Genomic DNA, 24,927 nt, shown 5'->3' on the forward strand with positions numbered 1-24,927 from the left:
TCCCGTCGCCGCTTATCGGTGGCCGCCCTGGCCTGCTACAAAGCCGGCGCATTCTCGCGGCTGATCTACCGGCCCTGCCCGGATGCCCGGCCCGATGGGCGCAAAAGCTTCTCCTGGAAGGACTACCGCGACCTGATCCAGACCGCCCACCAGCAGCTTGGTGGTCCGATTGTGCTGGTCTGGGACAACCTCAACACCCACCTCACCGCCGGCATGCTCCGCTACATCGCCGACCGCGACTGGCTCACTGTCTTCCAACTGCCGTCCCACGCACCCGACCTCAACCCGGTCGAAGGCATCTGGTCCGTCCTACGACGCACCACCGTGGCTAACCGTGCCTTCACCAGCCCCGATGACTTGATCATTGCCGTCCGACGCGGCCTCCGCCAGCTCCAGTACCGCCACAACATCCTCGACGGCTGCCTCACCGGCACCGGCCTCCGACGCCAGCCACCATGACGACATCACGCATTCAAGGTCAGTATGTGAGGGGTCGGGGTGGAGAGAATGACTCACCCGAACCCTCGGGAATGGGGGAAGGCGCAAGCGGCCAAAGCACCAGCTTGGAGCGAAGAGCGTTGGCGTCACATATCAACGATTCTCGGCGTCGACCTAATCGACCTAATCGATGAATGTGACGGAAGCGAATCCACCATAAGGGCCATCGGCCACGCCGACTCGGCTAACTACCAGATGGAGGGGGTTCTAAGAGTTGCGCCCCCTTCATCTGCATGTGCTCTATCCCTCGGTCCACTTGGGGTCGAGTAGGTCAGGATTGAACGGGCGCCTACCCCCTCCGCCCACGGGCCGGACGATCACAGCGTGAAGCGCCTCGCGAATGAGCGCGCGCTTTTGCGCCATATCGAGCCTGCCTGACTCCCACTGCCCCCGAACGTCCTCAGTCACCACCGAAGCCCTCTGAACGCGCAAGGCATGCTGCGTACGCTCCTTGCGCAGATCCTTGATTCGGGACTCCATCTTGTGGTTCTCAGGGAAGAACAGCTCATCCGAGATCCGGTCCTCCTGCCACGCCTGCAACGTCTTCCTCTGCTTGGCCATCAACCGATTGAGCTCGCCCTCTCCACTCCACACAGAGTCCGTCTCACTCTTGACAGCGGCACGCCCCTCCAGCTTCGCGAGTACAGCCTCCGTGATGTACTCATCCACCTTGGTTCCATTACGGGCACTGCCCCCACAACCGCCCATGGACCGACTCGGACACTGATAGAGGTACCCGCCTGAGAGATCTGCCCTGGTGCTCGCCCTCAAAGGAGCGTTGCAGATCTGCCCGTCCGCCTTCGGCTTTCCGCATCGGAGAATTCCAGTCAGAAGATGTGAGGGAGTCCGATAGTCGGTGATTGCTCCATCGGCCTTGACGTTTGGGCCAAGCCGAGCAGAAAAGAGGGCATCGATTGCCATCCATTCTTTCGGCGTGATGATGGGTTCCCACTGCCCCACTACTGGGACACCGCCAGCATCTCTGACCAGATCGCCGTTATGCTTTCGCCATCCGCACAAACGAGGATTCCAGAGAGCTAGTTTCAGCGATCGGCTTCGCCACACGTTCCCGTGAACGGTCCGCACACCCTCATCACTCCATTCGGCAAGGATGGAGTGAAGCGACCTTCCCGCGATCACTTCGCGCGCCGCTTTGGCCAACAGGTCGGCTTCCTCCGGATCAAGCGTCCGCTTGTCCGCCTTCCAACCGAACGGCCGCGTACCGCCAACGGGAATCCCCTGCTCGGCACGGCGACGGTGTGAACGTCGCGTGCGCCGCTTGATCTTGCGCACTTCCGCCTTCGCGATAACGACCCCGAACAGTCCCATGGACTCAACGTCTTCGTTGTAGAGGTCCTTGAGCCCCTTGGCGTCCGCATAGACCCGCCCATCCTCGTACGTCAGCGCGTCCACGAACCGTTCGTAGTCACCGACCCGCCTCACCAGTCGGTCATCCGCCACGACGACCGCCCCACGTACCTCTTGGCCGTCCGGGAGCTGTCCGGCCTTGAGGGTCCGCAACATCCCCTCGAAGTCAGGGCGCACGACAGCGGCCTTCGCTGCCGAGAGATCGTTGTCTGTGTAGTAGTGAACGATCCTCAGGCCGAGCGCTGCCGCAGTCTCGTCGTTGACGTTGTGCTGGTCCTCGACCCCGTGGCCGTCCCTCTCCAGGTCAGCCGAGATCCTCGCGTAGGCCACCACCGGGACTAACTGATCACCTTTGATCACGCCGAACTCCCCCTGCCTGTCGGGCAGTTCTAATACTGCCCGAAGAGCAGAGGTACAACCAGCAGTACCTCGCCAAGAACCCCGACGGCTACTGCGGCATCGGCGGCACGGGCGCCCTCCTGGACACCCCGTCGGAGACGAACTGGGGCCGGGCCTGCCCGACGGGGATCGCTCCGGCTCCGAGCGAGAGCTGACCGGTCCTCGAACCGACCCGCCCCGAATCGGCCCACCCGCGTATCGGGCGGCCGCGTCATATCGTGGCGCCATGGCGCTGAGTGACATAGGCAGAGCGGAAGTCCTGTGGGCCGTCGAGGAGTTCGACCGACTCGGTCGGAGTGTGTTTCTTCGGCAGTACGGGTTCCAGGCGTCCCGCGCCTATCTGTTGGTGGTCGACGGGCGGTACTACGACTCGAAAGCGGTCGTCGGTGCCGCCCACGGGTTTCTCGCGGGGCAAGTGCCGCTGGCCGCCCCGGAGTTCTCCGGCGGACGCGATCACGCGGCGAAGCTGCTTGGCTCGTTGGGGTTCCAGGTGGTGACCCAGGATGCGGTCACCGATGCCGCGCCCGACGACCTCGTCGACCGCATCGCCCGGCTGCGCGTGGCCCACGGACCCGCCGGCCCCCGCCTCTATCAGCCGATCACTCTCCTCTGGGCGGTCGGGCGCGCGTTCCGCGGCGAGTCACGCACCCTCCCCTGGGGCGCGACGAGCGCGGCCCTGAGCGGGCTGCTGGAGGAGTTCGGGCTGCGGGGCGAGCGTGCGCGTCCTGGTTACCCGGTCCTTGCGCTCCACCACGCCGGGCTGTGGACGCTCCAGGGTTACGAGGGGGCTGTCCCGCTGGCGCATGGCGATGCCGCCGTGCCGCCGTTGGTTCGCCGCGCAGCAGCCCACCGGGGGCCTGGCGCGCCCGTTGTACGACCTCATGCGCACCTCCGGTCAGGTCCGTGTGGAAGTGATCCAGAAGATCACGGATCGCTTCTTCGAGGGCCTCGACGAGGTTCCGCTTCTGGAGGCGGTGGGTCTCTACGACGAGTCGGTGGCCGACGATCTGCCGCGCGGGACGGAGGACGTCCAGATCCCCGTGCCGTCCGCGGCAGCGGGGGACCCTGTCTCCTTGGCCGCGCGGTACGACAGGCTCTGCGCCCTCGTAGAGCGGCGCGAGGAGTCCCGACGCGGTCGGCGGCGCGAGCGTGTTTCCCGGGACCCCATCCGTTCCGGATCGGCCCGGAGAGCCGTACTCCTCCGCAGCGCGGGGCACCGCGAGAACCCCGCCTGCGGTGGGCACCCCGCCGATGTGACGGACGCCGGGGACGCCCTGCTGGAGGTCGACCACATAGTGGAGATCGCCGGAGACGGCCGCGACCACCCGAGCCAGATGATCGCCTCTGCCCGAACTGCCACGCCGTCAAGACCCGCGGCAGGACACGGCACGACGTACGTGCGGTCCTCCTGGAAGTGGTGCGTGAGCTGCACGAACAGGCGCGTGCGCGCGGAGTCGCGGCGTCGCCTGGTGACCGGTGACGATCCGCCGGGTACGAGGCCCTCTGCCGTCAGCGAATCTGCCGCCAGCCGAGATTCCTGACGGCCGCGCCCCCGTCGGGCAACAGTGAAGGCACAGCGCGGCGTCGGGAGCCGCGGTACTTCAGGGAGGTCCGATGTCAGTACTCGGCAGTGGCTGGGACACGGTGGCGCGGCCGCGGGGGGAGGACGGGGACACCACTCCGTCGCGGTTCGACGACCATCTCGCCGCGCAGCTGCTCAACCAGCGGATCGTGTTCCTCGGGACGCAGGTCGACGAGGTCTCCGCCAACCGCGTCTGCGCGCAGATGCTGCTGTTGTCGGCGGAGGACCCGAAGACCGACATCAGTCTCTACATCAACAGCCCCGGCGGCTCCGTCACCGCCGGGCTCGCCATCTACGACACCATGCGGCTCATCCCGAACGACGTCGCCACCCTCGCCATGGGGTTCGCCGCCAGCATGGGGCAGTTCCTGCTGAGCGTGGGCACGCACGGCAAGCGGTTCGCGCTGCCCAACGCGCGGATCATGATGCATCAGCCGTCGGCGGGCATCGGCGGCACCACCGCCGACATCGCCATCCAGGCCGAGAACCTGGAATTCACGAAGAGGGCCGTCGAGCGGATCACCGCAGAGCACACCGGGCAGAGCCCGGAGACGATCTCGCGGGACGGCGACCGCGACCGGTGGTTCACCGCCGAGCAGGCCAAGGAGTACGGGATGGTCGACCGCGTCGTCGAGTCCCTGGAGGACGTGCGGCCCGCCGGGTCGAAGCGGCGTATCGGGCTCGGGATCTGAGGGGTGAGGGCAATGAGTACGGCGATGAGCACAGCGATGGGTACAGCGGTGAATACAGCGGCGAGTACAGCAATGGGTCAGTACACGATCCCCACCGTCATCGAGCGCACCCCACAGGGCGGCGAACGCGCGTACGACGTCTACAGCCGGCTGCTCTCCGAGCGCATCATCTTCCTCGGGACGGAGATCGACGACGGCTTCGCCAACGCCGTCATCGCCCAGTTGCTCCACCTGGAGTCGTCCGCCCCCGAGCGCGAGGTGGCCATCTACATCAACTCACCAGGCGGCTCCTTCACCTCACTCATGGCCATCTACGACACCATGAGCTTCATCTCCGCGCCCATCTCCACCTTCTGCGTGGGGCAGGCCGCCTCCACCGCCGCCGTGCTGCTCGCCGGCGGCGACCCCGGGCGGCGGTTCGTACTCGACCACGCGCGCGTGCTGCTCGGTCAGCCCGCGAGCCGCGGCCGGCAGGGGACGGTGTCCGACCTCGCCCTGGAGGCGCAGGAGATGCTGCGGATTCGCTCCCAGGTGGAGGAGGTGCTGTCCCGGCACACGCACCACGACGTCGCCACGCTCCGCGCCGACATGGACCGGGACAAGGTCTTCACCGCGCAGGAGGCCGTCGCGTACGGGCTCGCCGATCAGGTGCTCAGCAGGCGGGTCGCACCCGTCGCCGCCTGAGGACGCGAGCCCCGCGCGTCACGCGGCCAGGCGCACCTCGCCCTGGTACGACGCCCTGGCCGGCCTCGCACGGGGGAGGCCGGCCAGGCGTCCGTGGGCCAGGGAGAGCAGATCGGACAGGCGCAGGCCGAGCGCGTGGGCGGCGGCCGCGAGGACCTCGGAGGAGGCCTCCTTGCGGCCGCGCTCCAGCTCGGAGAGGTACGGCATGGAGATCCGGGCGGCCTCGGCCACGTCCTTGAGGGTGCGCTCCTGCGCGAGGCGCTCACCGCGCAGGACGTCTCCTACGACGTCCCTCCAGAGGGGCTCCTTGGCCTCCCCGCTCCGAGTGGTCGGCGCGGTCTTGACCGGCCGCAGAGGAATCACACGGGCTTCGTCCGGCTTCTGCTTCGGCATCTGCCGCTCTTGGCTGCTCACTCCGCCAGCCTAGGAGGGATCAGGTCACCGGGGCAGCGCCAGGCGTTCCGCCGCCCGCGAAATCCCGTACCGGGTAAAGGTCTCAGCAAGGCCGCTGGTCCGTCTGTTCCGTCTGGTTCGACTGGTTCGACTGGTTCGACTGGTTCGACTGGTTCGACTGGTTCGACTGGTTCGTCTACTTCGTCGCCGAGCCCACCGACGACGCGTCCCTGCCCCAGCTCGCGAGGAGCCGCAGCGCCTGCGCCGACGCCGAGTCCGGCTCCGCGTGGTACATGATCAGCGACTGGTCGCAGTCGTCCGGCAGCCGCAGCGTCTCGAACGCCAAGGTCAGATCGCCCACCAGCGGGTGCCGCATGCGCTTGGTGCCATGCCCCTTCTCCCGTACGTCGTGCGTGGCCCACAGGCCCCTGAACTCCTCGCTCTTCACGGAGAGTTCGCCGACCAGGGCGGAAAGCTGCGGGTCGTTGGGGTAGCAGCCCGCGTCCATACGGAGGTAGCCGACGGTGTCGGACGCCTTCTGGTCCCAGTCCACGAAGAGGTCGCGCGAGCGCGCGTCCAGGAAGCAGATCCGCGCCCAGTTGCGGTCCTTCGGCGCCAGCTCGCCCCAGTCGCCGAAGAGCGCCGCCGCCAGCGTGTTCCAGCCGAGGATGTCCGCGCGGCGCCCGACGACGTACGCGGGCACGCCGTCGATGGAGTCGAGGAGCCGCTGCAGCGCGGGCCGCATGTGCTGCGGGCGCGCGGCCCGCTTCTTCTTCACGGACTTCGGCTTCGCGAGCCGCGTGAAGTGGGCGTGCTCGGCGTCGGTCAGGCGCAGGGCGCGCGCGATGGCGTCGAGCACCTCGACGGAGACGTTGCGGCCGTTGCCCTGCTCAAGGCGGGTGTAGTAGGCGACGGAGACCCCCGCGAGCTGGGCCAGCTCCTCACGGCGCAGGCCGGGCACGCGGCGGTGCCGCCCGTAGCTGGGCAGTCCGACGTCCTGCGGCTGCAGCCGGGCTCTGCGCGTGCGCAGGAACTCACTGAGCTCGGCCCGACCGTCCAGCGGCATGGCCACCGGGCCGCTCGTCGGGCCTTGCGGGTGCTGGGCCCCGGCCCCTGCGGTGTCGCGGGTCTCGCGGCCCTCACAGCTCTCGTCCATACGTTCCATTATCCCGGCTCGTACGCACGCCACCCCCGTGCATACGCCCATGAACCTGACCCCGCCAGTAGTAGGACCACTGGACGTAGGCAGAACGGGTGTCTGGGTGAAGTCGCAGGTCATTGGCAGTGTCGTAGCCATGACTCAGCAGATCACCCCGATCACCACCGTTTCCGCCTACGCCGCCCCCGCCCCCGACGCGCCCCTTGAGCGGACCACCGTCCCGCGCCGCGCCGTCGGCGAGTCCGACGTCCTGATCGACATCAAGTACGCCGGTATCTGCCACTCGGACATCCACCAGGCCCGTGACGGCTGGGGCGAGGGCATCTTCCCGATGGTGCCCGGCCACGAGATCGCCGGAGTCGTGACCGAGGTCGGCCCCGGTGTCACCAAGTTCTCCGTCGGTGACCGCGTGGGCGTCGGCTGCATGGTGGACTCGTGCCGTACGTGCGAGAACTGCGTGGCAGGCCTGGAGCAGTACTGCACGCGGGGCAACATCGCGACGTACAACGCGCTCGACAAGAACGGCGAGCCGACCTACGGCGGCTACTCCACGCACATCGTCGTGGACGAGGCGTTCACCGTCCGCATCCCCGACGGGCTCTCCCTGGACGTGGCCGCGCCGCTGCTCTGCGCCGGCATCACCACGTACTCCCCGCTCAAGCGCTGGAACGCGGGCCCCGGCAAGAAGATCGCCGTGGTGGGCCTCGGCGGTCTCGGCCACATGGCCGTCAAGATCGCGCACGCCATGGGCGCCGAGGTGACCGTCCTCTCGCAGTCCCTGCGCAAGAAGGCCGACGGCGAGCGGCTCGGCGCCCACCACTACTACGCGACCAGCGACGACATCACCTTCGAGCAGCTGGCCGGGTCCTTCGACATGATCCTCTCCACCGTCTCGGCGCCGCTGCCGCTCGACAAGTACCTGGGGCTGCTGCGCTCGGAGGGCGCCTTCGTGAACGTCGGCGCCCCGGAGGAGCCGGTCTCCCTCAACCTCTTCTCCGTGATCGGCGGCGGCAAGACCCTCGCCGGCTCCATGATCGGCGGCATCGCGGAGACCCAGGAGATGCTGGACTTCTGCGCCGCGCACGGCCTCGGCTCGGAGATCGAGCTGATCCGCGCCGACCAGATCAACGAGGCGTACGAGCGGGTGCTCGCCAGCGACGTGCGCTACCGCTTCGTGATCGACGCCGCGACGATCTGAGCCGGTCCGCGCCGGTCCGAGCGGGCTCCCGCCGGGATTCCGTGTGGCTTGAACGTGTCTGCGTCCCCGGTCCTGGTCCGCATGGCCCAGAGCATGGGTCCCCGGGACCGATACGACACGCGGGCGGCCCGACTTAGCGTTGTCACCGCAGGACACCACAGGACACCACAAGACACCGCGAGTTCAGGCATACGAGGAGGTCACACGATGTCCATCGAGTTGAACCACACGATCGTCACGGCCGCGGACAAGAAGGCGTCGGCACAGTTCCTCGCGGACATTCTGGGGCTGGAAGTGGGGCCGCAGTACGGGCCGTTCTTCCCGGTGGAGATCCCCAACGGCGTCACCCTCGACTTCTACGAGGGTGACGGCGGCCCGTTCGTCCCGCAGCACTACGCCTTCCTGGTATCCGAGGACGAGTTCGACGCGATCTTCGGACGCATCAAGGAGCGGGGCCTCACCTACTGGGCCGACCCGCACCACCACCACGTCAACGAGATCAACACCAACGACGGCGGCCGGGGCGTCTACTGGGACGACCCGAACGGCCACATACTGGAGATCATCACCAAGCCCTACGGCAGCGGCGAGTAAGCCGGGCCACTCCCGCCGCCCCCGCCGCCGCCGCACAGGAACGCGAGCACCGGTTCGGTCGCCACGTCCGCGAACTCCTCGAAGTACGCGTGCCGGGCGCCCGGGACGAGGAACGTCCTGGCGTCCGGGATGCGAGCGGCGAGCAGCGGCGCGTTGGCGGCGGGATTGAACGCGTCGTCCGTGCCGTGCACGACCAGCGTCGGCGCCTTGATCCTCGGCAGCGCGTCCCACGCGTCGTGGCGGGCGCTGGCCCGCAGATGACGGCGCCGGGCGTACGCGGGCATGGTCGGATCGCCGAGGGTGTGGAACTCCCGCCCCGGACGGTCGCGTTCCTGCTCGGCGAGCCAGGCCGGTGTGTACATCAGCTCCAGCAGAGCGCGGCGCACGGCGTCCGGATCGGCCCGGCTCAGGGCCGCCCGGACCTCGGGGCCGCGCTCGACGCCGTGCGGGCCGCCGGGCGAGGTGCAGCCGAGGACGAGGCGGCCGACGCGGTCCGCGTGGTCGGCTGCCAGCCACTGGCCGATGCGGCCACCCATGGATGTGCCGTAGACGTGGGCGCGCTCGATGCCCGCGTGGTCGAGGACCGCGACGACATCACGGGCGAAGCCCGGGGTGCTGTACGTGTCCGTGTCGGGGCGGTCGCTCTCGCCGGTGCCGCGGTGGTCGAGTACGACGGTCGTGAAGCGGGCGGCGAAGTGGTCCCGTACGGGATCCCACCAGTGGTGGTCGTTGGACTGTCCGGCGAGCAGCAGCAACGGCTCGCCGGAGCCGTGCAGCTGGTAGTGCAGGGCGGCGCCGTCGGCCGCTTCGGCGAAGGGCACGGCCGGTCACTTGTCCCGCAGGTCGGCGACGAGGCGGAAGCGCTCCAGGACGAGTTCGGTGGTGTCGTCCACGGTGAACGCGTCGTCGCCGAGGGCGGCCCGCGTCTCGGCGCTGTGCCAGAAGCTCTCGTGCCCGGCCCGCCAGGCGGCCACGGACGTGTACCCCTCGCCCTCGTCCTCGGCGTGCGCGAGGTCCACGTCGGCCAGCGGCACGACCCGCACCCCGGTGATCTCGATGACGCCCACGGGCCGGTCGTCGGAGTCGACGACGACCGAGCGTTCCCCGGTCTTCGGCAGCGGGTCGCCGCCGCGCTCGTAGTCGACGAGCAGCCCCGTCGTCGACGTCTTGGAACCGTCCAGGATGGCCGCCACCAGCTGGTCACGCAGGGGCCCCGGAAAGGCGAATTCGGCCTTGGGGAGCGGGGCGTGGGCGGTCGGGCGGTCCGGCGGTGGCGTGGCGGTCATGGGAGCACAGTAATCCGCGGAGGCGGATGCGCCGCACCCCAGTCCCAGAGGGCTTGCAGCACGGGTCCCAGCTGCCTGCCGCGCTCGGTGAGTTCGTAGGTGACCGCCGGGGGCCAGCCGGGGGTGCGGGTGCGCTCGGTGGCGCCCACGGCGACGAGCTGCGCGAGGCGGTCCGTCAGGACCTTGTCGGACAGCTCCGGGAGAGCGGCGGCCAGTTCACTGTACGTGCGCCGCTCGTGCCGCAGCAGCTCGCGGACCAGGAGCGTCGTCCAGCGGCCGCGCAGGGCGGCGAGCGTGATCTCCACGGGGCAGGCCGGGCTCGGGGCCGTGACGCGGGCCCGCGCGTCGTCGGGCAGCCCCGGGGGCTCCTGCGTACCGGCGCCGCTTACCGTTCGGTGAGTCACGAATCCGTCTCCTACCGTCTCGCCCATGACGATATCGACCCCGTCCCTGCCCACCCGCGCCGAGGACGTCCCCGCGGCGTTCGCCGAGCGGTTCAACAGCGGCGACCCCGAGGCCGTACGCGAGCTGTACGAGGCGCGGGCCGCCTTCGTGCCCGGCACCGGTGCCGCCGTGCACGGCAGCGCGGAGATCGCCGCCGCCAACGGCCCCTTCCTCGCCCTCGGCCTGCCGATCACCGTGACGCCCCGGCACGTGCACGTCGCCCAGGACATCGCGCTGCTCGTCGTCGACTGGGAGATCGGCGACGGCGTGGTCCGGTCCACGGCCACGGACGTGGCACGACGCGGCGCCGACGGGTACTGGCGATACGTGATCGACAGTCCCTTCGGCGCCGCACCGGTATCAACGCACTAGCCAGGCAGGATCACTTGCCGTAGCAGGATTACTTGCCGTAGCAGAATCACTTGCCGTAGTACGCGTTGTAGATCGACAGCGTCGACTTGTTGCCCTTCTTGTCCGTGATCTTGGCGTGGAAGGAGATCCCCTCACCCTTCGCGGGGTTCTTCACGGACACCTTCCCGTTGGTGACCTTGACCTGCTTCCACGTCTGGCCGTAGTCGTACGAGACGTAGGCGTAGAGGGACTTGAGGTTCGACCCCGCCGCCGCGCCCTGGACCTTGACCGGCACGGACTGGGTCTTGCCGGCCTCCGCCCTGCTGCTCAGGTCGACCGCCGGGCTGAACCGCGCCGTGGAGACGGGGAGCTTCGCGCTCTCCACCTTCTTGGAGCGGAACTTGAAGGCCGCGTCGATCCGGGTGGAGGCCGCGGCCACCTTCACGGACCGCTTCACGGACGTCTTCAGCTCGTACGCGGCATCGCCCGAGGGCACCTTGAACGGCTTCTGGCCGATCAGCGGGTCGTCGTTCTCACCGACCTTGGTGCCGTTGCGGTACAGCGTCGTCTTCACGGACGTGTAGAGCGAGGAGCCCGCGTGGTTCTGGCCGTCCGCGAAGAGCGGCAGGTAGCCCGCGATCTCGTTGCCGTCGCGGAAGACGCCGAAGGCGCCGCCGACGCGCGGACCGAAGACGGCCGTGTTGAACGTCTTCTTGTAGCTCTGGCCCGCCTTGAACGTCTGCGGGGCGCCGATCGTGTAGACCGCGTCGACGATGGGCCAGCCGTCCGGGCTCGTACCGGCGTGCTGCTCCAGGTCCAGGTTCCACTTCACCTTGTCGGCGGTGGACAGGTACAGCGTCCGCGTCGTGGGCAGCGGCTGCGGGATGCCGATCGAGAAGCCGCTCATGCTGCCCGGCAGGTTGCCCATGGCGCTGAGCGCGCCCTTCTTGTTCTTGGACGACGCGCCGAGCTCCGCCTTCACCTTGGCGAGTTCGGCCGCCTTGAAGTGCTTGGTGTAGCCGGTCGCGACCTGCTTCACCTTGCCGCCGGTGACGACGTCGTACTCGGTGGCGTCACCGTCCGTCCAGGCCCCGCCCCACTGCTGGAACAGCGAGCCGTCGGTGACCTGCGGGCCGAGGTGGGCGCTGCGGAAGTTCTTGTACGAGTCCATGAACCAGCCGAAGCTGTAGCCCGCGTTCGGCGTGTCGATGCTGAAGTCCGCGGAGGCGAGCTGCATCTTGGCCTCGGCGGCGGGCACGGTGATGTCCACCGGCTTCGTCGTCCGCGCGTCCAGCGTCACCGTGGTGTCCTTGGTGACGCTCAGCTTGGGCTGGGCGATCCAGTCGGCGCCCTTGGCGAAGTCCGCCGGGTCCACGTAGATGCTGCCGTTCAGGACGTAGCCGCCCTTGGGCACGCGGACCTTGACGGTGCCGGACTCGTCGTACGGGTTGTACGACTTGTCGGTGGCGAGCCCGCTGATGCCTTCCAGGTCACCGTCGTAGGACTTGGTCGGAGCGCCGTCCCGTCCGATGAACTTCAGCGTCAGGTCGTACGACTCGACCTCGTTCTCGACCGCCGCGGCCGTCCGCACGGACTGCCCGCCGCCGGTCGCGACGACGTACGCGGAGTACGTGCCGTCGAGCGCCGCGCCCCGCTTGGAGTCGGCGGTCAGGTCGACCGCGGCCGTGCCGCCCGCCGGGACGGTCACCTTCTTCGCGCCGAGGGCGAAGAATCCGGCCGGGGCCGGGCGGCCCTTCGGGTCGGTGGCGGAGATGGCCAGGTCGAGAGTGACGTCGTCCTTGCCGAGGTTCTTGTACGTCACCTTCTTGGTGACCGGCTTGTCGTCGGCGTGCGGCCACTGCTGCACACCGAAGCTCACCGACACCGGGTCGGCGACGACGGTCTGCTTGATGGCCTTGTCGACGGCGATACGGCCCGAGCCCTGCTGGAACGGCGTGTACTTGCCGCCCTTCGTGGACGCCGTCAGGGCGCCCTTCAGCTCGGCGTACTTCCAGTCGGGGTGCTGCTGCTTCAGCAGCGCGGCGGCGCCCGCGACGTGCGGGGTCGCCATCGACGTACCGGAGATCGTCAGATAGCCGTCGGGGTTCTGGCCGACCTCCTTCTCCAGGAGACTGTCCTTCGCGGAGGCCGCGGTGATGTCCACACCGGGGGCCGTCACATCAGGCTTGATCGCGCCGTCGCCGACCCGCGGACCCTGGCTGGAGAAGTCCGCCAGCTTGTCGTTGCCGTCGACCGCGCCGACGGTGAGCGCGGCGTCCGCGCTGCCCGGCGAGCCGACGGAGCCGGGGGCGCCGTCGTTGCCCGCGGCGATCGCGAAGAGGATGCCCTTCTCGGCGGAGAGCTTGTTCACCTGTGCTTCGAGCGGGTCGACACCGGGGGTGTCGCCGCCGCCGAGGCTGAGGTTGACGACATCGGCGCCCTCGGCGGCCGCCCAGTCCATGGCGGCGATGATGCCGGAGTCCTCGCCGTAGCCGTCGTCGCCGAGGACCTTGCCGTTCAGGAGCTTCGCGCCGGGCGCGACGCCCTTGAACTTCCCGCCGGACTTGGCGCCCGTGCCGGCCGCGGTGGACGCGACGTGGGTGCCGTGGCCGTAGCGGTCCTTGGCATCCGGTGAGGGCGTGAAGTTCTTCTCGGCGACCACCTGGTCCTTGAGGTCCACGTGGGTGGCGTCGACGCCCGTGTCCAGGACGGCGATCTTCACGCCCTTGCCGTCGTACCCGGCGGCCCACGCCTTGTCGGCGCCGATCTGCTTGACGCTCTTGTCGAGGCTCGCCTTGCGGACGCCGTCCAGCCAGACGTGGCCGACGCCGGAGGCGGCGGTACGGGTGTCGCCCTTGCCGCTGGTGAGAGCGGCCCACAGGTCGGCGGCGTCCCGCTTCGGGGTGGTGACCGCGTCGGCGTTCAGCGACTTCAGGGTCCTGCGGACCGTGGTGTCACCGGCGGAGCGGACATCGGCCTTGGCGCCGCTCGCGGCTCCCTTGTAGCCGACGATGAGCTTGAGGCCCTTCTTCTGGGCCGCGCGGTTGCGCTTCTTGTTCAACTCGGTGACGTCGAACAGCCGCTGGTCGATCTTGCCGTCGGCTATCAGACGCTGCGCGTCGGCGGGTATCAGCAGCGTGTGCCCGCCGCTGCGCCGCACCTGTACGGGGATGTGCTCCCGCCCCTTGGCGCGGTCGAGGCCGACCACGCGGCCCTCGGCGTCGAGGACGGCCCGGTCACCGGTGATCAGCGTGACGTGGTTCCTGCCGGTGGCCTCACCCGCCTGCGCGCCGAGCGCGTTCCCCACGGATATCGGCTCCGCGGCCGCGGGGCTGGTCATGCCCGCCGCGAGTGCCACGGCGACCGCCGCGGCGACGGCGGCCCCGCCCGCTCTCTTCACTTGTCCGTGCAAGTTCTCCCCCTGGAGGTTAAGGAGCCTTCGCTCCTTGGACAGCGAAGTATGCCGAGCGTCGAACATCTGCTCAATAGTGGGGGGAAGGTGCAGAGTTGGTGCCGGTGGGTTTTCGCCAGGAAACGGCCGTGCGGGGCGTGGGATCAGACGGCGGAGCCGGCCTTCCACTGCGCCCAGTCCATGTTCCAGCCGTTGAGGCCGTTGTCCGGGGCGATGACCTTGTCACCGGTGTTACGGACGTCCACGACGTCGCCGGTGATGGTGTTGTCGAAGAACCACGCGCCGGGCTTGGTCTTGTCGCCGGCGCCCTTGGCGTCCTCCAGGCCGATGCAGCCGTGGCTGGTGTTGGCGCTGCCGAAGATCGACGGCGAGCCCCAGTAGTTGCCGTGGATGAACGTGCCCGAGTTCGACAGACGCATGGCGTGCGGTACGTCCTTGATGTCGTACTCGCCCTTGCCGTCACCGTCCTTGAAGCCCACGGTGGCGCCGTCCATGCGGGTCTCCTTGAACATCTCGGAGATCACCATCTTGCCGTTGTACGTCTTGTTCTCGGGCGAGCCCGCGGAGATCGGGATGGTCTTCACGACCTTTCCGTCCCGCGTCACCTTCATCGTCTTGGTCTTGGCGTCGACGATGGAGACCTGGTTGCGCCCGATCTTGAACTGGACGGTCTTCTGCTGGACGCCGTAGACCCCGTCGGCTCCCTCGACGCCGTCGAGGTCCATCTTCAGGGTGACCGTGGAGCCGCCCTTCCAGTAGTCCTCGGGGCGGAAGTCCAGGCGGTTCGCGCCGAACCAGTGGCCGACGATCTCCTGCCCGCTGTCGGACGACACCTTGATCGCGGACTGGACGTCCTTCTTGTTCGTGATGCCCTTGTCGAAGTTGATCGACACGGGCATGCCGACGCCGACCGTGGAGCCGTCCTCGGGCGTGAAGTTGCCGATGAAGCTGTTGGCCCGCGAGACGGTCGTGAACGACGAGTTCTCGTGCGCCTTGCGGCCCTCGGAGTCCTTGGCGGTCGCCGAGATCTTGTACTTCGTGGCGCGTTCGAGCTGGGCGCTGGGCTTCCAGCTCTTCTTGTCAGCGGATATCTGGCCGGCCACGGCCTGTCCGGCGGCGGTCTTCATGGTCACGGCGGTGAGCGTGCCCTTGCTGACCGTCACCCCGGCCGCGCTGTTGATGCTGGCGTTGTCGGAGCCGTTCTTCGGCGCGATCTGGATCTGGGCGGCGGAGGTCTTCTTGGCCGCCGCCTCGTCGACCTGGTTCTGCGACTCCTTGCCACCGGAGGCCTTGTCGCCGTCGTCGCCGTTGCACGCCGAGAGTACGAGCACGCCGCCGACGACAGCGGACACGGCCGCCAGGCCCTTGCGTCCACGTCCCCGCTTGCGACGCCTACTGTCCGTCATCACACGCATCTCCATAGTTGCCGAATCCCAAAGCCGAATGCCCAAGGCCAACGCCGACCCGGGAGTCCCCGTAACCCCCGCATAACGTCCTGCCCGGTTCGTCCCGTTCCACTACCGGACGAAATGTGGGGAACACCACGCCCGCGGTATTGGAACCGCCGAACCGCCCCCTGCCACCACTGTGCGGCATGGGACGGCCCACGGGGAAACCGATCACCGTGCACGGGTGGGACGACGGGACCCCGGACGGCGGTCGCTGTCCGGGGTCCCCGATTCCGGATTCGTCAATCCGGATGCCGCGGCCGACTAGACGAGTTCGTCGCCCTCGCCGTCCTCGCCGACCTCGTCATCGTCCTCGTCACCGTCGCCGTCCTCGTCCAGATCCCAGTCGGGCGAATCGGGGTCGTAGTCGATCATCTCGCTGCTCCACGAGGCCTGCGTGAGATCGACGCCGGGCACCTCGCCGACCAGGTCGAACGGGTCCACCAGATAGGCGAGCGCCTCAGCGGCGTCCTCCTTGACGGCGGCCTCCGCGTGCGCGCGCTCCTCGGCGGGCATCCGCGCGTCCTCCCCGATGCGGCCGAGAGCGGTACCGGTCAGCTTTTCGACGTCATCCACCTCCACCACCATTTCCACCCGCAGCCGCACATACCGTGATGTCTCGTCTCCAGTCATACGACGGAGCGTACGGCCCGGCTCCCCCGCGACTTTCCCGCGACCCGCGCCTTTCACTACCATCGCCCCACACGGCCAATTCGCCAGCACCACAAGGGGGATCCGATTCCGTGTCCGCACGTCGATCCATGCTGACCGCCACCGCCGCCGGAGCCCTTCTCGGCGCCCTGTGGTTCGTCCCCTCCGCGAACGCGACGTCCGCTTCCGCGTCGCACGAGTCCCCTCACGGCGACCGGAGCCAGACCTCGGCCGCGGCCTCCGCGCACGGGGGCCGCCTGGCCGACACGGGCGGCTTCGACACGACTCCGTACGTGATCGGGGGCACGGCGTTCCTGAGTCTCGGGGCGGGCTTCGTGGCGTTCTCGGCCCGGAGAGAACGGGCCGGGGGCGCGGGCGGCGCGGCTTACTGAGCGGGGGCTCCTCCGTCGGGCTCCGCGTGGCGGCTCAGCTCGCACCACAGCAGCTTCCCTCCACCCCCGAAGAGATCACCCCCCAGCGGGTAGCCTCCCCACGCGTCCGCGTAGTGACATACGAGGAACAGCCCGCGCCCACCGTCCGCGTCGCCCGGCGCCGGGCACGGGCCGACGACGCCGGGCCTCCGGTCGAAGGGAGGGGGGATATGCGGGTTGGAGTCCCAGACGCCCACCCGAAGCCGCCCACCGCCCAGCGCGCGGAGCCGCAGGGTGGCGTCCCCTTCGGCATGCAGGTAGGCATTGCTGACCAGCTCGGAGGTCAAGAGTTGGGCAACGTCTTCGAGGTCGGCAAGGCCGTGCGTGGTGAGCACCGCATGCAGCATGCCGCGGGCCACGCGCGGGGCACGTGCGTCGTGCGGCAGCTGCAGGGCGTACGCCCAGGGGGCGGGTTCGACGAGCGGGGACGCGGTGGGTTGCGGCGGGGATACGGTGACCATGGATGCCTCCTGCGGTGACGGGGATCTTCCGCTCCACAACTGCGCCGGGCAGTGGCATGCCGCAGGTTCGCGGTGCGCTTCCGGCTTATCGGCGGGGTCAGTTGAGCGGCTGGGGCTCCACCGTAACGATGCTCGTAGAATGGTTTCTACGGAAGTTGCGTATCTATCCGACGTTCCACTCGTGTGAGTGACCCCGCACGGCGCACGCAAGGGAGGGAAGAGCATGCCTCCACGGCAGGCCCCGACAGCACGCCAGCTGCGCCTTGGAGTTGAACTGCGCAAGCTGCGCGAACGCGCGGGACTGACTGCCCGCGCGGCGGGCGAGATGCTCGGCGCCAACCAGGCCCGGATCAGCAATATCGAAACCGGCCGCTTCGGCCTGAGCGAACAGCGGATTCGTACGCTCGCCCAGCATTACGACTGCACGGATGAGCCGCTCATCGAAGCCCTGGTAGCCATGGCCGCCCAGCGCAAGCGCGGCTGGTGGGAGGAGTACCGCGAAACCCTCTCCACTTCCCAGCTCGACCTGGCGGAGTCGGAGCATCACGCCGTCGCGCTCCGCATCTCCAACGCCCTCCACATCCCCGGCCTACTGCAGACTCCCGGCTACATCCGGGCTCTCTTCGACGGGGCGGTGCCCCGCCTGACGCCCCCTGACGTGGAGCACCGGATCTCCTTCCGTATCAAACGCCAGGAGGTTCTCTACCGAGAGAACCCCACGCCCTACCGCGCGGTGGTCCACGAGGCTGCCCTTCGCATGCGGTTCGGCGGTGTCACCACCACCCGGGAGCAGCTCAAGCACCTCATGGAGATGAGCGAGCGCGACGAGGTGACGCTACGAGTGGTTCCCTTCTCGCACGGCGTCTTCCCCGGGTCCGGTCAATCCGTCGGCTACTACTCGGGCCCCGTGCACCAACTCGACACCGTGCAGCTCGACCAGTCGCACGGCACCCTCCTCCTGGACGCCGAAGCACAGCTCAAGAAGTACGCCCTGCTCCTGGACCGCATGGAGGACATCGCCCTCGACCCGCTCGCATCACGCGACTTCATCCACCGCATCGCAGCCGACCTCTAACTTCATGGAGTTGCCATGACCGGCCTGACCTGGCAGAAGTCCTCGTACTGCCAAGAAGCCAGCGCCTGCCTCTACGTCGCCGCCGCCCCGGGTGGCGCGGTCCACCTACAGGAAAGCGAAGACCACCCCGAGGTCCTCCTCACCACGGGCCCGCGCCAACTCCACGCCCTCATAACCGCTATTCACCACCAGGGTCGTGCCCCGCACTGGTAGTCCCGGAAGCCGCCCTGCGCTTGCGGCTCAGCGGTGAGCCCTCCCCCGGCGAGCAGCCCGCGTCTCGTACCGACGCCGTACCCGGCCGTCGTGCAGCCAGCGCGCGATCCCCTGCCGTCGTCATGGACACCGACCACGGGTGCGAGTTCCTGGACGCGGAAGACCACGCGGAAGCCAACCTCAGCACCGGCCCTCGCCAACTCCACGCCCTGACAGCCGGTCTGCGCAACCAGCCACGACACCAGCCGGCACCGCGCCCCTGACCGGCTGGCACCCGCCACTGCCCGGAGCTGTCCCTCGGAGGCTTTCGGGCCCCGCAGCGCGCGCGGCGAGCCGCCGCCGCGGGGAGAGGCGGCAACGGCATGGCGCCGGGCGGTGAAGGCGGAGCACCAGGCGCCCGGCGTGACCCGTTACGCCAGCGCCCCCGTAACCCCCTCCACCGCCGCGAGCAGCGCGCCCGAGCGTACGAAGGCGTCGGCCGCCGCCAGGTCCGGGGCGAGGAAGCGGTCCGGACCGGGGCCCTCGACGCCCGCCTTGCGGATGGCCTCGACGACCGCCTGGGTGGCGGGGGCCGGGGTGAGGCCCTCGCGGAGTTCGACGGCGCGCGTGGCGGCGTAGAGCTCGATGGCCACGATGCGGGTCAGGTTGTCAACGGCCGTACGCAGTTTGCGCGCCGCCGACCAGCCCATGGAGACGTGGTCCTCCTGCATGGCCGAGGAGGGGATGGAGTCCGCCGAGGCCGGGACCGCGAGCCGCTTCATCTCGCTGACCAGGGCCGCCTGCGTGTACTGGGCGATCATCAGGCCCGAGTCGACGCCCGCGTCGTCCGCGAGGAAGGGCGGCAGGCCGTGCGAGCGGTTCTTGTCCAGGAGCCGGTCCGTGCGGCGTTCGGCGATCGAGCCGAGGTCGGCGGCGGCGATCGCGAGGAAGTCGAGGACGTAGGCGACCGGGGCGCCATGGAAGTTGCCGTTCGACTCCACGCGGCCGTCGGGCAGGACCACCGGGTTGTCGACCGCGGCGGCCAGCTCGCGCTCGGCGACGGTACGGGCGTGCGCCAGGGTGTCGCGGCCCGCGCCCGCGACCTGCGGGGCGCACCGCACCGAGTACGCGTCCTGGACGCGCGGCGCGTCGTCCTGGTGGTGTCCGGTGAGGCCCGAACCGGCGAGGACCGCGAGCATGTTGGCGGCGGAGGCGGCCTGGCCCGGGTGCGGGCGGATGGCGTGCAGCTCGGGGGCGAGGACCTTGTCCGTGCCGAGGAGCGCTTCGAGGGTCAGGGCCGCGGTGATGTCCGCCGACTTGTAGAGGGTGTCGAGGTCGGCGAGGGCCATCACCAGCATCCCGAGCATGCCGTCGGTGCCGTTGAGGAGGGCCAGGCCCTCCTTCTCGCGCAGCTCGACCGGGGTGATGCCGTGCGCGGCGAGCAGCTCGCCCGCGGGCCGCACCACACCGTCGGGGCCCTCCGCGTCGCCCTCGCCCATCAGCGTCAGGGCGCAGTGGCTGAGGGGGGCCAGGTCACCGGAGCAGCCGAGCGAGCCGTACTCGTGGACGACCGGCGTGATGCCCGCGTTCAGGACGTCGGCCATCGTCTGAGCGACCTCGGGGCGTACGCCCGTGTGGCCCGAGCAGACCGTCTTCAGGCGCAGGAACATCAGCGCGCGGACCACTTCGCGCTCCACGCTAGGGCCCATGCCGGCCGCGTGCGAGCGCACGATGTTGCGCTGGAGCTGGGCGCGGAGGTCGGGGCCGATGTGGCGGCTGGCCAGGGCGCCGAAACCGGTCGAGACGCCGTAGACCGGGTCGGGCTTGGCCGCGAGCGCGTCGATGATCTCGCGCGACGCGGCGAGGGCGGTCCGCGCCTCGTCGGTCAGTTCGATCCGCGCGTTCCCGCGCGCGACGGCGATGACGTCCGCCGCGGTCGTCCCGGACGTCCCAAGGGCCACGGTGCCCACGCTGTGCATATCCATATTCAGCAGCGTACGTATTGAATCGCCAGGTGTCACGGGTGGAGGTCGCACCAGCCACTTACCCCGAGGTCACCACGGCCGGGCGCCCCGCGGAACGTCGTCCCGTGGCGGCGGCCCGCCACGGGACGCATCTGCTCCCCGCGCCGCCCGACGCCCCTCTCGCGCGGCCTGCCGCGGCCCCGCGCGACCACAGCATCAGCTCCCTGTCGCGGCCCCACGCACCCCAGCGTCAGCTGCCTGTCGCGGCCCCCGCGCACGCCTCGCCGCCCCCGGCACACCCCGACCGACCACAGGCCATGCCGCCCTAACCGCCCGATGCCGGAGGCCGCGGTCTCGGTTCCCGCCCCCGGAAGCGCCGCCGCTCCCCCGGCTCGTCCGCCCGCGGGGGCGAGTCGGCGAGGCGGACCACCGGGTCGTGGCCGCCGGCGGGGCCCTCACGCCCCGCGACCACCGGCTTCTCCGCGCGCGCGGCCTTCGCGCGGTACTGGGCCGCGTCGGCGAGGCGGAAGAGGCGGCGGGCCGAGTGCACCGGGCCGATCGGGTCGCCGGTGGACGCGACCCCGCAGGCGACCCCGTCACCCAGCTCCAACTCGGCCGACCGTACGCACAGTTCATCGGCGACCCGCACCACCTCGTCGGCGGTCGGCCCCACGGACAGCAGGCAGAACTCGTCGCCGCCGAGCCGCGCGGCCAGCGTCCCCGGCAGCATCGCGCCGCAGAGCGAGAGGATCGACCCGAAGCGTTCCAGGAGGCGGTCGCCGACCGCGTGCCCCCGGGTGTCGTTGACCCGCTTGAGCCCGTTCACGTCGCAGACGACCAGGCTCACCACGGTCCCGTCACCACGGTGCCGCTCCACCGCCTCGTCGAGGCGCAGATCCACCGCGCGGCGGTTGGCGAGCCCGGTCAGCGCGTCCGTGAAGGCCAGCCGGCGCACCTCCTCCAGACGCTCGGTCTGGGCGATCCCGGCGGCGGCCACCGCCGCGAGGACGGTGGCGAAGTCGGCGTCGGACCGGCCGAAGACGGGCGCCCCCACCGGGCGGGCCACATACAGCTCGCCCCAGGCGCGCCCGTGCAGCACGATCGGCGCGACCACGCAGCAGCCCCGGCCGCGCCTGCGCAGCGCCGTGACGCGCTGGTGGCAGTAGCCCGCGAACCGGCCGCCCTCCGGCCCCTCGGCGGTCTCCACCCAGGCGTTGGGCTCACCGCCGCCGACCCAGCGCTCGTGCAGGAACTCGGTGATCTCCGGGAACTGGTGGACGGGGTATGCCTCCCGCTCGGGGAACTCCTCCTCGCCCTCGGCCCGTTCGCCCGCGTTCACGAGCACCCGCAGCCGGCCCAGGTCGCGCTCCCACACGGAGAGCGCCGCGAAGCTGCCGCTCAGCGCGCGGCAGGCGCCGAGGGCGGCCGCCTGCCAGGACTCACGCGGAGTCTGCGCGGCGGCCATCGCCTGCGCCAGCTCCACCACGGCCCGCAGCCGGACATCCTCACCCATCACTCCAGGCTATGACGTTTACGGCAATGTGGAACTTCGGGGCATAGCCGGTGCCGGGAGTGGGCCCTACTCCCCGGGCCACTCCGGCTTCCGCTTCTCGTTGAACGCCGCGACGCCCTCCGCCCGGTCCCCCGAGAACGCCACCGCGCGCCACGCCGCGTCCTCCACCTCAAGGCCCGCGCGCAGGTCGAGGCCGTGCCCCAGCCGCAGCGCGCGCTTGGCGGCGCGCAGACCGACGGGCGAGTTGGCGGCCATGCGGGCGCCCAGCGCGAGCGCTTCCGTACGGGCCTCGCCCTCCCCCACCAGCAGGTCGACGAGCCCCAACTCCCGCGCCTCCGCGGCCTCCACGCGTCGCGCCGAGAAGATCAGCTCGGCGGCGCGGGCGGCGCCGACGCGGCGCGGCAGGAGCTGCGTACCGCCGCCGCCCGGGATGACACCGACGGACACCTCGGGGAGCCCGACGACGGCGGTCGGGTCGGCGACGATCACATCGCAGGAGAGCGCCAGCTCGAACCCGCCGCCGAGCGCGAAGCCGCGCACGGCGGCGACAGTGGGCATGGGCAGCTCCAGTACGCCGGTGTAGCAGGCGCGCGAGATGGGCCGCTGCCGCAGCAACTCGGCGTCGCTGAGGGAGTTGCGCTCCTTCAGGTCGGCGCCGACGCAGAACGCCCGGTCATGGGTGGACGTCACGACGACGACGCGGGCGTCGCGGTCCTCGGACAGGGCGGCGCAGGCGGCGGCGATGGAGCGGGCCATCTCCGAGGAGACGGCGTTCATGGCCTTCGGGCGGTCCAGGACCAGCTCGACGACATGACCGTGCCGCCTGACCGCCACATACTCCCCGTACCGCTGCTCGTCACCCATGACCGACGCCTCCTCCGGTTAACGACCGTTGCCCCGGGATCATGTCAGCCGGGCCCGACCCCGGGAAGAGCCCGAGGGGACACTCACGTACGGCGGGCCAGGAGCCAGGGTTCGACCACGCCGAGGCCGCGCACGGGCCGCTGCCACATCGGCTGGAGGGCGAATCGGTACGAAGGCGGCTCCTCGCCCTCCTTCTCGGCCGTGGCGGCCGCCTCCGCGGCCTCCGCCTCCGAGGCGGGCGCGTCGCCCGTGCGCGTCAGCTCCTCGGCGAACGCCCCGTCGACCAGGACCGCGTCCCGTGGCGCTATCGACGTGAGCCGGCTCGCGAGGTTCACCGTCGTACCGAAGACGTCGCCCATGCGCGTCGTCACGGTCCCGAAGGCGATGCCGACGCGCAGCTCCGGCATGGTCTCGTCGTTGGCCATGGTCTCGATGAGCCGCAGCGAGATCTCCGCGGCGATGCCCGCGTCGTCGGCGGCGTACAGGACCTCGTCGCCGAGCGTCTTGATGAGCCGCCCGCCGTGCGCGGCCACCAGATCCGCGGCGGTGGTCTCGAAGGCCTCGACTAGCTCGCCCAGCTCCTCTTCCTCCATACGACGGGTCAGCCGCGTGAACCCGACCAGATCCGCGAAGCCGACGGCCAGCCGCCGGTCGACCATCTCCTCGTCGTCGGCGGCCTGCACGACGCGCCCGGTGGCGGCGGCCAGCTGACGGCGCCACACATAGACGAGGAACTCCTCCAGCTCGGGAAGGAGCAGTTCGACCAGGGGGTACGTGACTTCGGTACGGGTCATGCCCGGCTCGGGCGGCTCGGTCAGCCCCTCAAGGAAGGAGTCGATCTGCCACTCGGCGAGCCGGGCGGTGGTCTGCCCCGTCGACCGGGCCACCTGCACCGCCATGGCCTCGCTCAGCAGCCCCGCCTCCACCAGACCGGCGAGCCGCCGCAGCGCGAGCACGTCGGCCTCCGTCAGCGCCTTGGCCTGGCCGATGTCCGGGAAGCCCATGGCCCGCCAGAAACGGGACGCCAGCTCCATCGAGACGCCCGCGCTGCGCGCCGCCTGGAAGGGGGTGTAGCGGCGGTCCGCGCCGAGGATGAGTTGTTCGAGCTGGAGGGCGAGGGGGTTCTTCGCGGACTCGCTGTCCGCCTTCTCGTCCTCCACTTCGGGGATCGCGGAGGCGTCCGTCCCGGCCTCGGGACCGCGCTGTGCGCCCGCGCCGGAGCCCGTGTCGTCGACGGTCACGCCTGCTGCCCTTCCGATCTGCCGCGGTCAGGTATCGACCGGCGCCAACTTTACGGCAGGTGTGCCGCAGCTCACTCCCGACTCCCCGTGACCCGTCGCGAGGGGGCCCGCGGAGGCCCGCGGGGGTCGCCCCCTTACGGGGTCGCCGCCCGCAGATGCACGATGTCCCCCGCGCCCACCGGCTCCTGCACCCCCTCCGCCGTGGCGAGGACCAGCCGCCCGTCCCCGTCCACGGCCACCGCCTCGCCCACGATCGCGCGGTCGCCCGGCAGCTCCGCCCGCACCCGGCGCCCCAGCGTCGCGCAGCCCGCCGCGTACGCCTCCTGGAGCCGGGAGGCGCCCGGGTCCCCGTCCGCCGCCCGCCACTCCCCGTACCAGTGCTCCAGGGAGCGCAGTACGGCCCGCAGCAACGGGTCCCGGTCCGTGGTCGAGGCCCCGGCGAGCGCGAGCGACCCGGCCGTGGGCACCGGCAGCTCTTCCTCACGCAGCGTCACATTGAGCCCGATGCCGATGACGACGCCCCCGGCGGCTCCTCCGGCGCGCTCCGCGAGGATGCCGCCCGCCTTGCGCTCCTCCTCACCGACAGTAACCAGCAGATCGTTGGGCCACTTGAGTGCCGTGTCCACGCCCGCCACCCGCGAGAGCCCCGTGGCGACGGCGACGCCGGTGAGCAACGGCAGCCAGCCCCACCGGTCGACCGGCACCTCGGCGGGCTTGAGCAGCACGGAGAAGAAGAGCCCGGAGCGGGCCGGCGCGGACCACTGGCGGTCGAGGCGCCCGCGCCCCGCGCTCTGCTCCTCGGCGACGAGCACCGCGCCCTCGGGCAGCTCGTCGGCCCGCGCCGCGAGGTCGGTGTTGGTGGACCCGGTGGAGGGCACCACGTCCAGGGAGGTCCACAGCCCGCCCTCCCGCAGCAGGGTCCGCCGCAGGGAGGCGGCGTTCAGGGGCGGCCGACCGAGGTCGGACCAGCGGTTGTCTTCAGCATCTGGCGGCGTCATGCAAGCCACCCTAGGTGTGGTAAACACCG

General features: G+C 70.2%; 27 protein-coding genes and 1 pseudogene. 11 read left to right on the forward strand and 17 right to left on the reverse strand.

Annotation, left to right across the window (positions count from 1 at the left end):
* Positions 1–459 (forward strand): transposase (locus ACWDZ7_RS00005; protein WP_451793574.1); only part of this gene is annotated, 459 nt, incomplete at its 5' end.
* Between the two features lie 279 nt (positions 460–738).
* On the opposite strand, the gene ACWDZ7_RS00010 is transcribed toward ACWDZ7_RS00005, so the two are convergent.
* Positions 739–2,226: a recombinase family protein gene (locus tag ACWDZ7_RS00010; RefSeq protein ID WP_451793576.1), complete on the reverse strand. Its 1,488-nt coding sequence runs from the start codon at positions 2,224–2,226 to the stop codon at positions 739–741.
* Between the two features lie 32 nt (positions 2,227–2,258).
* Between ACWDZ7_RS00010 and ACWDZ7_RS00015 the strand changes: the two are divergent.
* Positions 2,259–2,420 (forward strand): annotated as a pseudogene (locus tag ACWDZ7_RS00015) (peptide-methionine (S)-S-oxide reductase MsrA); the annotation flags it as partial.
* Positions 2,421–2,476: 56 nt separating this feature from the next.
* On the opposite strand, the gene ACWDZ7_RS00020 reads toward ACWDZ7_RS00015, so the two are convergent.
* Positions 2,477–2,833 (reverse strand): hypothetical protein, encoded by a 357-nt coding sequence (locus ACWDZ7_RS00020; RefSeq protein ID WP_451793577.1) that lies wholly within the window; start codon positions 2,831–2,833, stop codon positions 2,477–2,479.
* 72 nt (positions 2,834–2,905) lie between these two features.
* The gene (locus ACWDZ7_RS00025) at positions 2,906–3,148 is read right to left on the reverse strand and encodes a hypothetical protein (RefSeq protein WP_451793579.1); all 243 of its coding nucleotides are present in this window, start codon (positions 3,146–3,148) and stop codon (positions 2,906–2,908) included.
* On the opposite strand from ACWDZ7_RS00025, the gene ACWDZ7_RS00030 reads away from it, so the two are divergent.
* The 3 genes from ACWDZ7_RS00030 (at position 3,147) to ACWDZ7_RS00040 (ending at position 5,223) form a co-directional block, all read left to right on the forward strand.
* Positions 3,147–3,806, forward strand: a complete 660-nt coding sequence (locus tag ACWDZ7_RS00030; protein ID WP_451793580.1) for a hypothetical protein — start codon at positions 3,147–3,149, stop codon at positions 3,804–3,806. The genes ACWDZ7_RS00025 and ACWDZ7_RS00030 overlap by 2 nt on opposite strands.
* A gap of 73 nt (positions 3,807–3,879) precedes the next feature.
* A complete protein-coding gene (locus ACWDZ7_RS00035; protein WP_451793581.1) occupies positions 3,880–4,539 on the forward strand; it encodes a ClpP family protease in 660 nt (219 codons plus the stop codon).
* Between the two features lie 72 nt (positions 4,540–4,611).
* Entirely contained in the window at positions 4,612–5,223 is a 612-nt protein-coding gene (locus ACWDZ7_RS00040; protein ID WP_451515039.1) for a ClpP family protease, read from the forward strand.
* Positions 5,224–5,241: 18 nt separating this feature from the next.
* On the opposite strand, the gene ACWDZ7_RS00045 is transcribed toward ACWDZ7_RS00040, so the two are convergent.
* Together ACWDZ7_RS00045 and ACWDZ7_RS00050 are read right to left on the reverse strand one after the other, a co-directional pair.
* Positions 5,242–5,616: a helix-turn-helix domain-containing protein gene (locus ACWDZ7_RS00045; protein ID WP_451794127.1), complete on the reverse strand. Its 375-nt coding sequence runs from the start codon at positions 5,614–5,616 to the stop codon at positions 5,242–5,244.
* Between the two features lie 196 nt (positions 5,617–5,812).
* On the reverse strand, positions 5,813–6,772 hold the full coding sequence (locus ACWDZ7_RS00050; protein WP_451793582.1) for a helix-turn-helix domain-containing protein: 960 nt from the start codon (positions 6,770–6,772) through the stop codon (positions 5,813–5,815).
* A 139-nt stretch (positions 6,773–6,911) separates the two neighbouring features.
* On the opposite strand from ACWDZ7_RS00050, the gene ACWDZ7_RS00055 reads away from it, so the two are divergent.
* Together ACWDZ7_RS00055 and ACWDZ7_RS00060 are read left to right on the forward strand one after the other, a co-directional pair.
* Entirely contained in the window at positions 6,912–7,973 is a 1,062-nt protein-coding gene (locus ACWDZ7_RS00055; RefSeq protein WP_451793583.1) for an NAD(P)-dependent alcohol dehydrogenase, read from the forward strand.
* A 207-nt stretch (positions 7,974–8,180) separates the two neighbouring features.
* A complete protein-coding gene (locus ACWDZ7_RS00060; RefSeq protein WP_451793584.1) occupies positions 8,181–8,567 on the forward strand; it encodes a VOC family protein in 387 nt (128 codons plus the stop codon).
* On the opposite strand, the gene ACWDZ7_RS00065 is transcribed toward ACWDZ7_RS00060, so the two are convergent.
* The 3 genes from ACWDZ7_RS00065 to ACWDZ7_RS00075 are packed head-to-tail and all read right to left on the reverse strand — an operon-like array spanning position 8,549 to position 10,257.
* Complete coding sequence (locus tag ACWDZ7_RS00065; RefSeq protein WP_451793586.1) at positions 8,549–9,388, reverse strand: alpha/beta fold hydrolase; 840 nt, start codon at positions 9,386–9,388, stop codon at positions 8,549–8,551. The two genes, ACWDZ7_RS00060 and ACWDZ7_RS00065, sit on opposite strands and share 19 nt — an antisense overlap.
* A 6-nt stretch (positions 9,389–9,394) precedes the next feature.
* On the reverse strand, positions 9,395–9,853 hold the full coding sequence (locus ACWDZ7_RS00070) for an ASCH domain-containing protein (protein WP_451793588.1): 459 nt from the start codon (positions 9,851–9,853) through the stop codon (positions 9,395–9,397).
* The gene (locus ACWDZ7_RS00075; RefSeq protein WP_451793589.1) at positions 9,850–10,257 is read right to left on the reverse strand and encodes a winged helix-turn-helix transcriptional regulator; all 408 of its coding nucleotides are present in this window, start codon (positions 10,255–10,257) and stop codon (positions 9,850–9,852) included. Before ACWDZ7_RS00075 ends, ACWDZ7_RS00070 begins: the two co-directional genes overlap by 4 nt.
* 25 nt (positions 10,258–10,282) lie before the next feature.
* On the opposite strand from ACWDZ7_RS00075, the gene ACWDZ7_RS00080 reads away from it, so the two are divergent.
* Positions 10,283–10,669 (forward strand): YybH family protein, encoded by a 387-nt coding sequence (locus ACWDZ7_RS00080; RefSeq protein ID WP_451793591.1) that lies wholly within the window; start codon positions 10,283–10,285, stop codon positions 10,667–10,669.
* 46 nt (positions 10,670–10,715) lie between these two features.
* Here ACWDZ7_RS00080 and ACWDZ7_RS00085 read toward each other — a convergent pair whose 3' ends face one another.
* From ACWDZ7_RS00085 to ACWDZ7_RS00095, 3 genes are all read right to left on the reverse strand, one after another.
* Entirely contained in the window at positions 10,716–14,048 is a 3,333-nt protein-coding gene (locus ACWDZ7_RS00085) for a S8 family peptidase (protein WP_451794129.1), read from the reverse strand.
* A 155-nt stretch (positions 14,049–14,203) separates the two neighbouring features.
* Positions 14,204–15,466: a L,D-transpeptidase gene (locus ACWDZ7_RS00090; RefSeq protein ID WP_451793592.1), complete on the reverse strand. Its 1,263-nt coding sequence runs from the start codon at positions 15,464–15,466 to the stop codon at positions 14,204–14,206.
* Between the two features lie 306 nt (positions 15,467–15,772).
* The gene (locus ACWDZ7_RS00095; protein WP_451793593.1) at positions 15,773–16,141 is read right to left on the reverse strand and encodes a hypothetical protein; all 369 of its coding nucleotides are present in this window, start codon (positions 16,139–16,141) and stop codon (positions 15,773–15,775) included.
* Between the two features lie 128 nt (positions 16,142–16,269).
* On the opposite strand from ACWDZ7_RS00095, the gene ACWDZ7_RS00100 reads away from it, so the two are divergent.
* The gene (locus tag ACWDZ7_RS00100) at positions 16,270–16,551 is read left to right on the forward strand and encodes an LPXTG cell wall anchor domain-containing protein (RefSeq protein WP_451794131.1); all 282 of its coding nucleotides are present in this window, start codon (positions 16,270–16,272) and stop codon (positions 16,549–16,551) included.
* On the opposite strand, the gene ACWDZ7_RS00105 is transcribed toward ACWDZ7_RS00100, so the two are convergent.
* Complete coding sequence (locus ACWDZ7_RS00105; protein WP_451793594.1) at positions 16,545–17,051, reverse strand: ATP-binding protein; 507 nt, start codon at positions 17,049–17,051, stop codon at positions 16,545–16,547. The genes ACWDZ7_RS00100 and ACWDZ7_RS00105 overlap by 7 nt on opposite strands.
* Positions 17,052–17,274: 223 nt before the next feature.
* Here ACWDZ7_RS00105 and ACWDZ7_RS00110 point away from each other — a divergent pair, with 223 nt between their 5' ends.
* The gene (locus tag ACWDZ7_RS00110; RefSeq protein WP_451793595.1) at positions 17,275–18,126 is read left to right on the forward strand and encodes a helix-turn-helix domain-containing protein; all 852 of its coding nucleotides are present in this window, start codon (positions 17,275–17,277) and stop codon (positions 18,124–18,126) included.
* 15 nt (positions 18,127–18,141) lie between these two features.
* Positions 18,142–18,339 carry a DUF397 domain-containing protein gene (locus tag ACWDZ7_RS00115; RefSeq protein WP_451793597.1) on the forward strand — a complete coding sequence of 66 codons (198 nt, stop codon included), beginning with the start codon at positions 18,142–18,144 and terminating at the stop codon, positions 18,337–18,339.
* A 410-nt stretch (positions 18,340–18,749) separates the two neighbouring features.
* On the opposite strand, the gene hutH is transcribed toward ACWDZ7_RS00115, so the two are convergent.
* From hutH to ACWDZ7_RS00140, 5 genes are all read right to left on the reverse strand, one after another.
* The gene (hutH, locus tag ACWDZ7_RS00120; RefSeq protein WP_451794133.1) at positions 18,750–20,288 is read right to left on the reverse strand and encodes a histidine ammonia-lyase; all 1,539 of its coding nucleotides are present in this window, start codon (positions 20,286–20,288) and stop codon (positions 18,750–18,752) included.
* A gap of 319 nt (positions 20,289–20,607) precedes the next feature.
* Complete coding sequence (locus ACWDZ7_RS00125) at positions 20,608–21,795, reverse strand: diguanylate cyclase domain-containing protein (RefSeq protein WP_451793598.1); 1,188 nt, start codon at positions 21,793–21,795, stop codon at positions 20,608–20,610.
* 66 nt (positions 21,796–21,861) lie between these two features.
* The gene (locus ACWDZ7_RS00130) at positions 21,862–22,659 is read right to left on the reverse strand and encodes an enoyl-CoA hydratase/isomerase family protein (protein WP_451793599.1); all 798 of its coding nucleotides are present in this window, start codon (positions 22,657–22,659) and stop codon (positions 21,862–21,864) included.
* An 83-nt stretch (positions 22,660–22,742) separates the two neighbouring features.
* Complete coding sequence (locus ACWDZ7_RS00135) at positions 22,743–23,900, reverse strand: adenylate/guanylate cyclase domain-containing protein (protein ID WP_451793600.1); 1,158 nt, start codon at positions 23,898–23,900, stop codon at positions 22,743–22,745.
* A gap of 134 nt (positions 23,901–24,034) precedes the next feature.
* Positions 24,035–24,898, reverse strand: a complete 864-nt coding sequence (locus tag ACWDZ7_RS00140; protein WP_451793602.1) for a biotin--[acetyl-CoA-carboxylase] ligase — start codon at positions 24,896–24,898, stop codon at positions 24,035–24,037.
* Positions 24,899–24,927: the final 29 nt, after the last annotated feature.

The sequence above is a fragment of the Streptomyces sp. NPDC003032 genome, assembly GCF_053591415.1.